The organism is Mycolicibacterium sp. 624, assembly GCF_040548615.1.
Lineage (GTDB): Bacteria > Actinomycetota > Actinomycetes > Mycobacteriales > Mycobacteriaceae > Mycobacterium.
Map to the genome: position 1 here is coordinate 330478 of NZ_JBEPRZ010000003.1, position 14077 is coordinate 344554.

Annotated in this window: 14 protein-coding genes; 3 read left to right on the forward strand and 11 right to left on the reverse strand. The window is 65.7% G+C overall.

Going from position 1 to position 14077, the window contains the following annotated elements:
- Positions 1-21: 21 nt before the first annotated feature.
- The 5 genes from ABIA65_RS14480 to ABIA65_RS14500 all read right to left on the reverse strand — a co-directional run bounded on the left by ABIA65_RS14480 (position 22) and on the right by ABIA65_RS14500 (position 5171).
- Positions 22-966 (reverse strand): TAXI family TRAP transporter solute-binding subunit, encoded by a 945-nt coding sequence (locus ABIA65_RS14480; RefSeq protein ID WP_354523963.1) that lies wholly within the window; start codon positions 964-966, stop codon positions 22-24.
- Positions 963-2342, reverse strand: coding sequence for a HAMP domain-containing sensor histidine kinase (locus tag ABIA65_RS14485; protein WP_354523964.1), 1380 nt, complete (start codon positions 2340-2342; stop codon positions 963-965). The genes ABIA65_RS14480 and ABIA65_RS14485 overlap by 4 nt, the downstream gene beginning before the upstream one ends.
- 1 nt (position 2343) lies before the next feature.
- Positions 2344-3009: a response regulator transcription factor gene (locus ABIA65_RS14490; RefSeq protein WP_241405282.1), complete on the reverse strand. Its 666-nt coding sequence runs from the start codon at positions 3007-3009 to the stop codon at positions 2344-2346.
- Positions 3010-3019: 10 nt separating this feature from the next.
- The gene (locus ABIA65_RS14495; RefSeq protein ID WP_354523965.1) at positions 3020-4399 is read right to left on the reverse strand and encodes an MFS transporter; all 1380 of its coding nucleotides are present in this window, start codon (positions 4397-4399) and stop codon (positions 3020-3022) included.
- Between the two features lie 124 nt (positions 4400-4523).
- Entirely contained in the window at positions 4524-5171 is a 648-nt protein-coding gene (locus ABIA65_RS14500; protein ID WP_502919572.1) for a cutinase family protein, read from the reverse strand.
- Positions 5172-5600: 429 nt separating this feature from the next.
- On the opposite strand from ABIA65_RS14500, the gene helR reads away from it, so the two are divergent.
- Positions 5601-7760: an RNA polymerase recycling motor ATPase HelR gene (gene helR / locus ABIA65_RS14505; RefSeq protein ID WP_354523967.1), complete on the forward strand. Its 2160-nt coding sequence runs from the start codon at positions 5601-5603 to the stop codon at positions 7758-7760.
- An 18-nt stretch (positions 7761-7778) separates the two neighbouring features.
- On the opposite strand, the gene ABIA65_RS14510 is transcribed toward helR, so the two are convergent.
- From ABIA65_RS14510 to ABIA65_RS14520, 3 genes are all read right to left on the reverse strand, one after another.
- Complete coding sequence (locus ABIA65_RS14510) at positions 7779-8090, reverse strand: DUF3303 domain-containing protein (protein WP_241405285.1); 312 nt, start codon at positions 8088-8090, stop codon at positions 7779-7781.
- Between the two features lie 177 nt (positions 8091-8267).
- On the reverse strand, positions 8268-9056 hold the full coding sequence (locus ABIA65_RS14515) for a DUF6498-containing protein (protein WP_354523968.1): 789 nt from the start codon (positions 9054-9056) through the stop codon (positions 8268-8270).
- A complete protein-coding gene (locus ABIA65_RS14520; protein WP_354523969.1) occupies positions 9053-9676 on the reverse strand; it encodes a TetR/AcrR family transcriptional regulator in 624 nt (207 codons plus the stop codon). Before ABIA65_RS14520 ends, ABIA65_RS14515 begins: the two co-directional genes overlap by 4 nt.
- 231 nt (positions 9677-9907) lie before the next feature.
- Between ABIA65_RS14520 and ABIA65_RS14525 the strand changes: the two genes are divergently transcribed.
- Both ABIA65_RS14525 and ABIA65_RS14530 read left to right on the forward strand, forming a co-directional pair.
- Positions 9908-10843 (forward strand): metal-dependent hydrolase, encoded by a 936-nt coding sequence (locus tag ABIA65_RS14525; protein WP_354523970.1) that lies wholly within the window; start codon positions 9908-9910, stop codon positions 10841-10843.
- The gene (locus tag ABIA65_RS14530) at positions 10836-11996 is read left to right on the forward strand and encodes a hypothetical protein (protein WP_354523971.1); all 1161 of its coding nucleotides are present in this window, start codon (positions 10836-10838) and stop codon (positions 11994-11996) included. The genes ABIA65_RS14525 and ABIA65_RS14530 overlap by 8 nt, the downstream gene beginning before the upstream one ends.
- Positions 11997-12000: 4 nt before the next feature.
- Here ABIA65_RS14530 and ABIA65_RS14535 read toward each other — a convergent pair whose 3' ends face one another.
- The 3 genes from ABIA65_RS14535 to ABIA65_RS14545 are packed head-to-tail and all read right to left on the reverse strand — an operon-like array spanning position 12001 to position 13990.
- The gene (locus tag ABIA65_RS14535) at positions 12001-12366 is read right to left on the reverse strand and encodes an Hsp15 family ribosome-associated heat shock protein (RefSeq protein WP_241405289.1); all 366 of its coding nucleotides are present in this window, start codon (positions 12364-12366) and stop codon (positions 12001-12003) included.
- Positions 12367-12409: 43 nt separating this feature from the next.
- Complete coding sequence (locus ABIA65_RS14540) at positions 12410-12910, reverse strand: isoprenylcysteine carboxyl methyltransferase family protein (protein WP_354523972.1); 501 nt, start codon at positions 12908-12910, stop codon at positions 12410-12412.
- Positions 12911-12919: 9 nt separating this feature from the next.
- A complete protein-coding gene (locus tag ABIA65_RS14545; protein WP_354523973.1) occupies positions 12920-13990 on the reverse strand; it encodes a type III polyketide synthase in 1071 nt (356 codons plus the stop codon).
- Positions 13991-14077 lie beyond the last annotated feature (87 nt).

The following is a 14077-nucleotide window of genomic DNA, read 5'->3' on the forward strand; positions in this document are numbered from 1 at the left end:
TGCTCTAGCGGGGATGCACCATCACCCGTGAAGTCGACGGTAGGCGCGCACCGCGCCCGGATGCAGCGGAATCAGGCCGGTCTGGACCATCGACGGCGGGTCCAGGTACTGCAGGCCGCGCACGTGGGGTGGAACCAGTTGCGCTGCATCATTGGCGATTACGTCCACGACGGTGCCGACGAGGTCCGCTGAGATGTCCTGCCGGCACAGCAGCAGATTCGGCACACCGATGGAGCGAAGACCGGGTGGCACGTAGGCACCGCTCGGTACGGTGCGGACAAGGTAGGGGTAGCCGGAGAGCTGGCTCATCGGTGCCGCGAGCCGGCCGATGTCCAGCATCCGCAGTGGCACTTGTGCATCCAGATCGGCGATGGCCGGTGTCGGCACACCGCCGGACCACACGAGGGCGTTCACACCGCCGTCCGCCAGCCGAGCCAGTCCCTCTCTCAGGCGGTACCTCTCGGTCGCCACCCGGCCGCGAAGTCCCGAGGCCTCGAGCATCACCTCACTGGTTGCCGCCGCACCCGACCCGCCCGGGCCTATGGATATCGCTCGGCCTGCAAGGTCGGCGAGCTCGTCAAACTCAGCGGAGTCCCGCACGATCACCTGGAGATAGTTTTCGTACACCCGGGCGACTGCCTGCGGCGCACTGTCGGTGGGGCCCGTGGCCCGGTCCCGCTCGGCGACGTCAGCAAGTACTAGCCCGAAATCCACGTCCCCCGAACGCAGGCGGACGAGATTGTCGACGCTGCCCTCGGTTGACATGACGTCGACGCCGATGTCTCGATCACGGCTTCCGAGCTGCTTCGCCAGAAGTTCCGCGAACGCCAAATACAGCCCACCTCGCTCGCCGGCGGCCAGACGCACTCGTCCGGGGGGTTCGCGGTCCGCGCAGCCCACGGCCAGCGCCGCCGTCGCGGCGATGAATGCGCGGCGACTCAGCGCGATCCGCTGACTGCCCGTCACGTCGGGGTACTCGTCGTGGGCAGCCGATAGCGGATCAGGAGACCACCCTCGGGCGCCCGCTCCACTGCGGTCGTCCCACCGTGGCCTGTCGTGATCTCACCGGCGATGGCCAGCCCGAGGCCGGTACCGGAGCGGTCGTCTCGACCTCGCCAGAATCGCCCGGCGGCACGGGACAGGTCCTCGTCGGGAAGACCGGCACCGTCGTCGCTGACGATCAGGTCGACCATATCGTCGGTGCACTCGGTCGAGGCTGTGATCGTGGTATCCGGTCCGGCGTACCGAATGGCGTTGTCCAGTGCGACGTCTAGCAACTGCTCTACGTCGTGCCGGGCCAGTGGCACCGCCAGGCCGGGACGATCCGAGACGAAGCGCAGCCGCTGGTTCTGCTGGTCGGCGACGGGCCGCCAGAACGCGATGCGTTCGGTGACGACCTCCTCGAGGTCGGTCGAACTCGCGGCGGTGGGGGACAGGCCCGCCATCCGACTACCGCTGACCTCCTCCGCGCGGGCCAGCCGCAGCAGCTGTTGCAGGAGATTCTCCAGGCGGTCGAGCTCGGCGGTCATCGACACATACGTCGGCCGTCCCGCCTCGGCCACGTGGTCCTCGAGGTTGTCGGCGCGCAGTCGCACGGCTGCCAACGGATTGCGAAGTTGATGTGACGCATCGGCGACGAGGCGCCGTTGGCGATCGAGCGAGCCCCGAACCACTTGTGCCATGGTGTTGAACGCCGAGCTGAAGTGACGGAGTTCGGGTGGACCCGCGACATCGGCAGGTGGTCCAGCGACCCCCTCGGTCATGTCGGCGACCGCGCGCTCGAGGCCGTTGACCGGGCGCAGCACCCACCGCGTGAGGGCACGTGCGACCAGGAGTGCCAGTACCAGGAGAGCCAGGCAGCCGACGGCCACCCACATCCAGCCGATGGCGATACCGCGTGCCGCGATCGACGTGTCGACGGCGATCACCACGGCACCGGCCAGCTCCCCTTCGCGTCGCACACCGGCGGCCACCGGAACCTCACGGCGGTCCCACGGCCAGATCCGCGTCCACCGCACGTCGGGTGCGTCGACGAGGGCTCGTTCGGCCGCATCCGCGACTGCGGGATCCTCGACGCTCAGACCACCGGCGGCCAGGGGGCGACCATCGGAATCGACGACGAGGATGCCCTCCCCGTATACGTCGTGATAGCGCTCGACCAGTCGATGCAGGGGAGTGTCGGGCATGGCCGCGGAGGCCGCCAGCGCGGCAAGCTGGCGACCCCGTTCCTCAGCGAGTGCGGCGGTTCGCCGGTCGGCCAGGCTCAGCGCGAGGGGGACCGCAAGGGCGGCGATGGTGAGAAGGGACAGGACTACGAGCACCACCCGAACTCGCAGACCCATATCAGGAGTCCAACCGAAAACCGAAGCCGCGCACGGTCTGTAGCGGCAGACCGGCGAGCTTTGCTCTTATCTGTCCGATGAAGAAGTCCAACGATCTGGACCGGCCGACGACGGCGGTGCCCCACACCTCCAGCATGAGGTCCTCGCGGCTGACCGCCTCGCCCTGGCGGGAGGCCAGGGTGGCCAGGATCTGGAACTCGGTCTTGGTCAGCGCCTCGAGTCTTCCCTCGAGTGTGACTTCATGACGGTCACGGTAGATCGTGACGGGGCCCGCGACGACGGGGCTGATTGGGGTTGGGCTGTCGCTGCCGACACGGCGGAGGCGTCTCATGACGGCGTGGATTCGCGCCAGCAGCACGGCTTTGCGCACGGGCTTGACCAGATAGTCGTCAGCTCCAGCGCGAAGCCCCAGCACCACGGCGCCGTCGCTGTCTCGGGCGGTCATGATGATCACCGGCACCGTCGACGCACGCCGCAGCGTTCGGAGTACGTCTAGGCCGTCCATATCTGGCAACCCAAGATCCAACAGGACCAGATCGCAGCCCTTGACACGATGCAGCGCATCAGCGCCACGACTTGCGTGGACGACGGTGGCGCCGGTCTGACCGAGAAGCTCGGCCAGCGCCGACGCCACCCCCTCATCGTCTTCCACGAGCAGAACCCGCATGGTGGTGATGCTACGAAGCGCTACCCGAAACCTGCACGATATTGGCGGGTTCGGGGTCGACGGCATGAAGTTCGCGTTCCTCGCGCTCCAAGTGCGAGCGTGCCGAGGATTCGCCCATGAACAGGTAGACCAACAGCGAGACCAAACCCGCGCCCGCCACGTAGAAGAAGAACCAGTTCTCGTGCCCGATGCTCTTGAGTCCCAGGGCGATGTACTCGGTGGTGCCGCCGAAGATCGCAACGGTGAGTGCATACGGTAGTCCGACGCCGAGCGCTCGAATACGGGCGGGGAAGAGTTCGGCCTTCACCACGGCGTTGATCGACGTGTAGCCCGACACTATGAGCAGGCCCAGGAGCATGAGGCAGAACGCAGTGAGCGCGGAGTCGGCCCGAGACACCGCCGTGAGCAGTGGGACGGTGAAAAGGGTTGCGCCACAGCCGAAGGCAATGAGCAGCGGGCGGCGGCCGATTCGGTCCGAGAGTGCACCGAAAAGCGGTTGAATGACGACGAAGAGGACGAGTGCCACGAAGTTGATCCAGGTCACCTGTTCCTTGGGCAGGCCCGTCGTGTTGATCATGAACTTCTGCATGTAGGTCGTGAATGTGTAGAACGCGATGGTGCCGCCGAGGGTCAGACCGACGACGGTCAGGCACTCTCGGGGGTAGGACAGCAAGACCCGGAGGCTGCCTCGCTCGGTGGTCTCGGCGCTCTCACTGACTGCCAGCTCGAAGTTCGCCGACTCGTCCATCGTGCGTCGCAGCCACATCACGGTCACGGCGGCCACCGCGCCGATGACGAAAGCGATCCGCCAACCCCAGCCGTGCATCTGTTCCGGCGTGAGGATCTGCTGCAGCACGATCTGCACGCCGAGAGCGAGCAGTTGACCGCTCGTCAGCGTCACGTACTGAAACGAGGAGTAGAAGCCGCGGCGGTGGGGCGTGGCCACTTCGCTCAGGTACGTCGCCGACGTGCCGTACTCGCCTCCAAGTGACAATCCCTGCAGCAGGCGCGCTGCGACCAACAGGATCGGCGCCAGCGCCCCGATCTGCTCGTATCCGGGCAGCACAGCGATGCCGAGCGAGCCGGCACCCATCATGGTGACCGATAGGGTCAACGCGGCGCGGCGCCCGAAACGGTCGGCGTAGCGGCCGAACACCCAACCACCCAGCGGTCGGATCAGGAATCCGACTGCAAAGATCCCCGCGGTGTTCAGCAGCTGCGCCGTCGGATTGCCCGAGGGGAAGAACACGCTGGCGAAGTAGATGCTGAACGCCGCGTAGACGTACCAGTCGTACCACTCGATCAAGTTGCCCAGTGATCCGCGGATCACGTTGCCTGCGACCGACCTTCCGCTGGGCGCCTCGCCCATTTCCTGTTGTTGCGACACCATGTCCTGGCCCTCTCATTTCCGGTAGATGTCGACCATCGTGTGAGGGCGGCCACAGCCGGAGAAGGGGAGAGGTCGCAACAGCGCCCTTTCCTCGCACAATTCACAGATTCGGGGCTGAACTACCTCACGTCAGCCGCAGGTGTTGGGTCGCGAATGTCGCTGCCTGGTCGGCCATTCCATTGACCGCGTACAGGGTGTGCAGGGCACTGTCGCCGCCGTTCGGCGAGCAGATCGGGTCTGCGGGTATACAGAGGTCGAGCGCCTTGCCCGCGTACTCGCTGCCGATCGTGATGGGCGGTGCACTGCGGTCGATCATGTTCATGAACCCGGTCGACGGTTTTCCGAAGAGCGTGACAGCGGCGACGTGACCGGCCACCGACTCCGGCATCGGGCCGGTTATCCCGGGTGGCAACTTGTAGTCGGCAGGCACCGAATCGGTGGTGATGTAGGCGATGACGGCGGCGCCCTGGGAGTAGCCGCTGAGCACCATCTTCGTGTCGGGGCACTTTGCCGCCACGTCTTGCACCTTGTTGGTGGCATCGATGACACCGTCGGCTGCTCGGGCGAAGTCGAGAGAAGCAGGGTAGTTGACGGGGTACACGTCAACGGACTTGTCGGGCAGCTTCCCGCGCAGTGCGTCCACGAACGCCTGTCCGGTGAGTCCGACACCGGGCGGCTCGAAGGTGCCGCGTGCGTACACGACCTGGACGTCGGGGCATGGCGCGGCTGCCGCCACCGGGGTGTAGACGAACGGGTGTACCACCGCTGTCAGGACCGCCACGGCTGCGACGAGCAGGAGGGGGATCCCGCGTTGTGCGCGTGTGGTGCGGGACGGGTGGCGATCCGCTGACGTGTGTCCAGCTGTGCCGTTGCCCATGGTTCGGCTCCTCGACGTCCAGAGCGGGCTTGTTTAGTGCCCCTTAGCAGTTCGGGGCGTGGGTTTCCCGGATCGGCTTCATCGAAACATCTCGCCGGGCGGTTTTCCGCACATCGCCGGACGTCCGTCGAGGATTCGTGGCGGAGTCAAACAACCGAGGAGGTCGTGGAGTTTGCCCGTGCGCGAGGGACGATCGATGAGAAAGGAGGACGAAACTCCTTCCACCTTCAACATATAGCGCAGTGGGGGGCTTGCGGCAAGACCCGGGTGGTGCCGCAGAATCGCTGGCCGAACCCACAGACGCATGTAAGTGAGGGCCACGAAATGAGTGTGATGTCGACGAGCGCCTTCGCCCTTCCCGGTCGACTTACCGCGAAGGCCGACCCGACACTGATCGCCGACGACGAGCGGCACTTTGCGGCCATCGCACAGTGCCTCGAGAAGTCCATCGCGGACGTGACCGCCCGCCTCGATGCCCTGCACAGGTCGCCCGGCGGCGTGGATCGGGGGGCGATGGAGCGCGACATGGAGATTCACCGGTTGGCGGCGCATCTGCGCTACCTGCGCCGCTTCGGTCTGGATGTATGCCTAGGGCACATGATCGGGCCGGATGACGTCGCGCCCGTGTACATCGGCCGGCTCGGCCTCATGGACGGAGGGGGCCGTCAGCTGCTGATCGATTGGCGCACGCCCGCGGCCGAGCCGTTCTTCGGTGCGACCCATGCCAACCCGATGGGTCTGACACGTCGCCGCAGATATCGCTGGAGCTCCGGATCGGCGAACGAAGCGCGGGTCAGCGACTACTGGGACGAGGTGTTCACCCCCGACGGTCTGAATGACAACGCCTCACTAGACGACCAGTCGGCGTTCATCGCAAGCCTGGGCACCAACAGGTCGGCGAAGATGCGCGACGTGCTCGGCACCATCGCGGCCGACCAGGACGCCATCATCCGCGCGGCATCACCCGGAGCTCTCGTCGTCGACGGTGGTCCAGGGACGGGCAAGACCGTCGTCGCCCTGCACCGGACCGCCTACCTCCTGTACTCCGACCACCGGCTCGATCAGCATCGAGGCGGGGTGTTGTTCATCGGTCGGCATCAGCCCTACCTGGCCTATGTCGGCGATGTCCTGCCCAACTTGGGCGAGGAGGGCGTGCTCACCTGCACCGTGGGTGACCTTGTCCCCGAGGGAGCCGCGGCGGGGGTCGAGACCGACCCGCAGGTGGCCCGGCTCAAGGCATCGGTGGACATGGTGAGGGCGATCGAAACGGCCGTCAGGTTCTATGAGGAGCCGCCAAGCGCGGGGATGACGGTCACGACCGACTGGGCCGATATCTGGCTGAGCGCCGACGACTGGGCCGAGGCGTTCGACGCACCGGAGCCGGGGACGCCGCACAACATCGCGCGGGGGGCGATCTGGGAGGTGCTGCTGACGATCCTGCTCGACAAGTGCGCCGGTGACGCCCCACCCACTGCACTGCGTAACGCCCTGCTGCAGAACGAGGAGCTGCGGTCGAAGCTGAACAACTCGTGGACGCTGATCGCGGCCGCAGATCTCGTCGCAGACCTGTGGACGGTGCCGGCCTACCTGCGCAAGTGCGCGCCGTGGCTTGGTCCCGACGACGTGCGGAGGTTGCAGCGCGCGGACGCCCGGAGTTGGACGGTGTCCGATCTGCCGCTGCTGGACGCAGCGCGGCAGCGGCTCGGCGACCCGGCCGCCGCACGTCGTCGGCGCGCGTACGAGGCGGCCGTCGCCGCCGAGCGCAGACAGATGGACAGGGTCGTCGACGAACTTCTACAGGCCGACGACGACGAGGGAATGATCGCCCAATTGCGCCAGCAGGGTATCCGTGACGCGCTGGTCGACGAGGCCGCCCTGCCCGACGCGGACACCGATCCGCTTGCCGGCCCATTCGCACACGTCGTCGTGGACGAGGCTCAGGAACTGACCGACGCCGAGTGGCAGATGCTGATGCGGCGCTGCCCCACCCGGAGCTTCACCATCGTCGGCGACCGTGCGCAGGCCCGGCACGGGTTCACCGAGTCCTGGCGGGCACGGCTCGAGCGGATCGGCCTCGAGCGGATCAACGTGGCGTCTCTGAGCATCAACTACCGGACGCCGACCGAGGTCATGGCCGAAGCCGAGCCGATCATCCGGGCCGTCCTCCCAGACGCCAACGTGCCGACCTCCGTCCGCAGCAGCGGTATCCCCGTCGAACACCGATCAGTGTCGGAGCTCTCCGCCGTCCTCGATGACTGGCTCGCCTCGCATGACGACGGAACAGCCTGTGTCATCGGTGATCCGACGTTCGAGCCGACATCCCGCGTCCAGTCCCTGCCGCCCGAGTTGGCGAAGGGGCTCGAGTTCGATCTCGTCATCCTCGTCGATCCCGAGGCATTCGGCAGCGGTGTCGAAGGCGCGGTCGACCGCTACGTGGCGATGACCCGAGCGACGCAGCGACTCGTGATCCTCACACCTACCTGATGCGGCCGAATCGCGAGGTCAGCCGACCGACTCCCGGAAGGAGACGCCCTTCTGCGCGGCACCGACCGTGTCCTCGATGTCAAGGACCGGATAGAGCTGGTACTCGACATATGGACCGAACTGGCTGGTGGTCTCCGCGATCTCCGCGGGATCGTCGGTCTCGACGACGGCGAATGTTCCGCCACCGTCGAGTCTGCCGAGGAACTGATGGAAGGTCGTGCCCTTGGGCGGTGACCACTTGGAGTACAGCTCAAGCATGCGCTTGACGGTTGCGTCGTTCTCGGATGCCGAACCGCCCATCCTGAAGTTCATCGCAACGACATATTTCATTTCGCTCCTCCTCCACTTCGGCGCAGAGCCCCCCCGCGGAGCGCGGTGTCCGCGCATCAAGATCGAATCATCCTCTTGTGGTGCGGTTTCAACGCACAGAACTTCGTTCCCGTGGCGCGAGTGGTTGTCGTTGAAACGATCGCAGGGGACAGATTTGGTTGCTGCCGACTACCGGCGCTATGCCAAATTCGTGCCGGAGCGAGCGCCGCCCCAGGGCTGCTCGTTTCTGTCGCGCCGTTGGGCTTCCTCGGCGCGGTCCTTATCCCACTGTTCAGCGAAGCTCAGGCCGGGGCGATCGCGCGCTAGTCGGTTCATCACCCGGCTGAGCCGCTCCGGCGCTGCGACGGGCTCCCACTGCGGCAGGGCACTGCTCAGCGCAAACAGGGTCTTGAGGACGACGAAGGCTCCGAACAGCGCCGTCGGCGCGCCGGTGAGCGCGATGCCGAGGAAGCCGACGAGAAGGACGAGATGCACGAGCACTATGCGACTGGTGCCTCGATTGGCGAGCTGTTCGATGTCGAGGAATGATCGTTGCCGAAGGCTGAACAGATCGACGACGAAATCGATGGCGAGAAGAATCAGTACGCTGAGGCAGCCGGATCCCACACTGTGCCAGTCGATGTCAACGATCGGCCGTGTTCCGCCGCGGTTGAGCACCAGCACCATGGCGCCGAGAACAGCTCCATGGGCAACGCAGAAGGCGGTGGTGGTGATGACGAAGCCCTTGACGAAGGACGGGTAGGAGTTGCGTCGATCCGTGCTCGGCGCCGCGTACCTGAAGTGTCCGCGGCGAGGATTCCAGTACTGGTGAACGAGGATCCGGGCGGCGATGAACAGGCACACCGCGGCGGTTTCGAACCAGTAGACGACCAGCGTTGTGCCAGCCGACCAATCCCTCACGAACCACCCGGCCGCCGGTACGGCGATGACGGCCAGCCACGTCACGAGGTGAATGATCCGAGTCACGGCGGGACCAACCCAGACCTGCCCTGCGCTTCGATCGCGCCGCCCAGCCACCTGCGCAGATACCGTCGCAGGTCGTCCTGGGAGCGAGTCGGGTCGTTTGGCGCCACCACGAACGACAGCATGGTGCGCAAGGTGAACTCAACCAGCTCGCGCAGACTGACGTCGTCGTAGCCGTGGGCCTGCCAGTCGACGTCGAACCTGTTGATCATGCGCATACCGAATGTGCGCGCCTCGTCGGAGGCGAGGTTCTCAACGAAATTCTGAGTGAAGGTTCCCGTAATCAGAATGCCGAAACCTGGTGTGTTCCTGATTGTCTCGAGCGAGTAGATCGTTCCCTCGGTCATCGCCACAGCCGGGTCCGCGATCCCGCGGACATGCTCCTCAAGTCGATCGAGAAAGCCGTCCACCAGCGAGACCGCTGCCGCGTGCATCAATGCCTCAGCAGTCGGAAAGTACCGATAGACGGTCTGACGGATGACGCCCAGCGAGGATGCGACGTCGGCGATGGTGATGGCGGAACCGGTTTCGGCGATCAGCGCAACCGCGGCGGCGACGACACGTTCCGCGGCCTCGTCGTCGCTACTGGGCGGATGCCCACCCCATCCACGCCTGCGTGCCATGTCCGATCCTCGGCCGACGCTGTCTAAGTGAACATTCCGGCGCCACGCCGGCAGCGACGCGACCATAGCACGACACCCCTGCTGGCCTGGGAAAAGGTGGGCCGACGCGTGTCTTCACGCCGCATCGCGGCCTACCTATCATACGATCACACGGATATACGTATGGTTGTATGTTCAAGGAAACGCGCTGCGGGGGATCAGCCGAGCGCCCAAGTCACGAGGTGCCAGCTGATGACAGACCTTCAAGTACGCAAGATGCGCTTCGGCTTCGCCGATTACGACGTGCCGTTCCTGTGGAACGAGGACAATCCCGCGTTCTCGTGCATGGCCAACGCGGTCTCGTTCCTGGCCGTCGCATTCGAGAAGATGATCGGGGCGATGATCCCCGAGGCGATGCCGCTGATCACCGACCCGGCGGTCGCCGAGGAGGCCGACGCCTTCGTGCGGCAAGAGGGTCAGCACTCGATGGCTCATCGCCAACACGTGAAGGGGCTGATCAAAAGCCATCCGGCGCTGAAGGAAACGCTCGACGAGGTCATCGCGGCATTCGACGATCTGACGGCGAACACGTCGCTGGCCTACCGCCTGGCCTACACCGCCGACCTCGAGGCGACGTTCACGCCAGTGTTCAAGCTGATGCTCGACAACGACGACACGCTGTTCGCCCCCGGCGACGATCGGGTGGCGTCGCTGTTTCTGTGGCACTTCGTCGAGGAGGTCGAGCATCGAAGCTCCGCGCTCATCATCTACGACCACGTGGTGGCCGACCCGATCTATCGAGTCCGGGTAGCCCCGGCGATCTTCAAACACGTGATGGCCGTCGTGCGCATGGCCGCGGAGGGATTCAACAAGCACATCGCGGTGGAGGAACGCCGAGTCGACGCACTTTCGACCTTCGTCACCCATCGGTACAAACAAGAGATCCGTCGGCGGCTCCCGTTCGGCACCAAGACCGACAACGGCCCCGTGCAGAACGCGTTCGCGCATCTGCCTGCCGGCCAGCAGCTGCGGGCACTGGCAGGCATCGTGCGCAGCCAGATGCCGAACCACAAACCCGCACACGAAAAGCTGCCGGCGCTGGCTGAGGAGTGGTTCGATCGCTACGACGCCGGCTACGACGTGACGAACTGGTACACCGCCGCAGCGTTGAGGGAAGCCGATGTCTGATCTGTGCGCGCCGACGTTCGAGCAACTCGCGAGAGCGCTCGGATTCTCCTGCGAGGAAGCCGGCGGCCTGGTCGAGTTCCGCAACCCGCTGGCCCTCGAGAACTGGACACTGCCAGTGCTCGAACTGACGGTCATCGTGGGAGCGATCCTCACCCTGGTCTACGCGATCAGCCGATACCGACGTCACGGTGACGCGACCAATCTCGCCCTGTGGTTCGGCGCGATCGCCTACCTCCTGATCATCGAACCGCCGCTGTACTTCCCGGCGGCATTCGGCATCGACGAGCACGTCGACACGATGTTCGCCCATAACGTCTTCAGCGTCGACTTCCTCTGGGGGAGACTGCCTCTCTACATCATCGCGATTTATCCGATGATGGCGACGGTCGCCTTCGAGATCGTCAGGGTCCTCGGGGTGTTCCGCCGCTACGGGACATTCATTGGGGCGGTGTGCGTGGGGTTCGTGCACCACGCCTTCTACGAGATCTTCGATCACCTCGGCCCCCAACTGCGTTGGTGGGAGTGGTCCGTCGACAACCCGATGAACCAACCGATGTTCGATGCCGTGCCACTGCCCAGCGTCGTAGTGTTCGCCGCGCTGTGGCCGATGTCGTTGGCCCTGTGCGTCCAGTTCTTTGTGGGCCGACACGTCGACCGCGGTGAGCGCTTCACCGGTGTGCAGGTGCTCTGGCGGACCGTCGTCGTGGGCGTGCTGGCCTCGCTCGGAACCGCGATCCTGCCACTGCCCGCGACGCTCATCGGTGCGCTGACCAACACCACGCTGATGGGGACTGTCTATGCCGCCGAGCTCGTGGCGATCACCTGTGTCGCGGTTCCGGTGATGGTCAGCCAGTGGCGGCGGCTGCGCACCAGTGCCGTAACAGCGCAGCGCCATACGAGCCCACTAGTAATCCGTTACAGCATTGCCTATCTCGCGGTCATGGCGGTTCTGTGGTTGGCCTCACTGCCGGCCTACTTCGGCGCGGTGAACGGCATCACCGCGAATGGCGATCCCATCGGGAATCTCTGGTACGTCGCGGCGTGCTTCCTCGTGGCGGGCGGCTGTGCAGCGGCGGCTGCCACAGCGACACCTGGCACGTACAGACCATCGGACTTGTCCGGCCAGTTCGCCGTGTCAGGGGACGCCCCGTGACGTCTCACCCCTGACCTGCGCGCCACTTGTCCAGAAGCCGACGATCACGTTTGGTGGGCCGACCCGCGCCCCGATCTCGGGCCGCCACCGGGACCGAGGAAGTCGGTGGCGGCGCGGGTGTTCGATCCAGGTAGCACGTCACGGCATCGGCCGCACCGACGCGCTTCTGAATCACCCGTACCACCTCGACGATCCGCGTCGTGTCGCCAACCCGGGCGCGTACCTGGTCACCGGGCACCACCATGGTCGCCGGCTTTGCCGGTCGATCGTTGACCCGCACATGCCCGCCGCGACACGCCTCGGCGGCGTCCGGCCGGGTCTTCGTCAGCCGGACCGCCCACAACCACCGATCCACACGGGACGATTCCATGACGTCCATGATGGACTGCGACGACTCCGCTGCGGAAGCGGAGTCAGGCGTACCCCAGCGCGGCATTCTCCGTCCTGATACGAACCCTCAGCACCAGGGCATTCGCGATGCTGAACACGATGGCGGTCACCCACGCCGAGTGCACCAGGGGCAGTGCTGCCACCTCCGCCGCGACCGCGGTGTAGTTCGGGTGATGCGCCCATCGGTAGGGGCCGCTCCGGACCAGGGGAGCCCCTGGCACGACGATCACCCGCGGATTCCAGTGTCTGCCGAGGACCGACACGCACCACCATCGGACCGCGGTGCTGGCGGCAACCACCGCGACCATGGCCCAGCCGAGCACGGGAATGAACGGCCGGTGCAGGAACGCGACCTCGGCAACGCACGACAGGAGTAGCGCCACGTGCATGCCCACCATCACCGGGTAGTGCCCGCGCCCGAACTCCTTGCCGCCGTTGGCGAACGACCATGCGGCGTTGCGCTGCGCGAACCCCAGCTCGACGAGGCGTTCGGCGCCGATCAACGCAATGAACAGGTAGTACATCGTCGTTCCCTACCAGCCCAGGAGGAGCAGTTCGAAGCTGAATCCGGGGCCCATCGCCAGCATCAGGCCGATCGACCCCGTCGGTGGAGGCTCGGCCAGGGTTCGATTGAGTACGTCAAGGACCGAGGCGGAGGAGATGTTGCCGTTGTCCCGCATCGACTCCCAGCTGTGCCGGAACTCCGCCGTGGGCACGTCGAGTGCCTGTCCGACCGCCTCGAGGACCTTGGGACCCCCGGGGTGACAGATCCACGCCGACACGTCGCGGGTGGTGAGGCCGTGAGCGGCGAGGAAGTCGGCGACCTCATCGCCGAGGTAGTCCAGCGCCATTCGCGGCACATCACGCGACATCACCAGCCCGAATCCGCTGGCGGTGACGTTCCAACCCATCACGTCGACGGTGTCGGGGATGATCCTGCTACGTGTCGCGAGTACCCGTGGCTCGTCAATCATGCTCGGGCCATGAGGAACTCGATCCGCACCACTGGCGACAACTGCGGCGGCGCCGTCACCGAAGAGACACACCCCGATCAGTGCCGGTATCGAGGTGTCGCCGCGTTGCAACGTCAACGAACACAGTTCCACCGACAGGAGAACCGCGACATGGTCGGGGAACCCGCGAAGGTAGTCGTGAACTCGCGCCAGCCCGGCAGCACCGGCGACGCAACCCAACCCGAAGAGCGGCACGCGCTTGACGTCGGGCCGCAATCCCAGCCGCGAGAAGATCCGCGCGTCGATCGTCGGAACGGCAACACCCGTGCTCGACACCGTCACAATGACGTCGACGTCGGATGGCTCGAGCTTGGCGGCGTCCAGCGCCGAGCGCACAGCCTGCTCACCGAGGTCGGTGGCCACCTCGAGGTAGGTGGAGTTCGCCTCGGTGAACCCGGTCATGGCGGGGTAGCGATCGAGAGTCATTGCGAGACTGCGATGCTCGACACCGCTGGTACGTGCGAAGCGCGCGAACCCCGGCTCGATGATCGACGTGAGCTCGCCGACCACCTCTTCTTGGGAGTATCGGTGCGGTGTCAGGGCCACCCCCGTGCCTGAGATGCGGGGAGCACCCGTGCGATGTTCGGGCATGGTGCGCGTGAATGGTGAATCTGTTGTATTGGTCATGCACATTGAACGGGATAAAACTCGCGTTTAGTTCAGTCATTTTGCAATTCG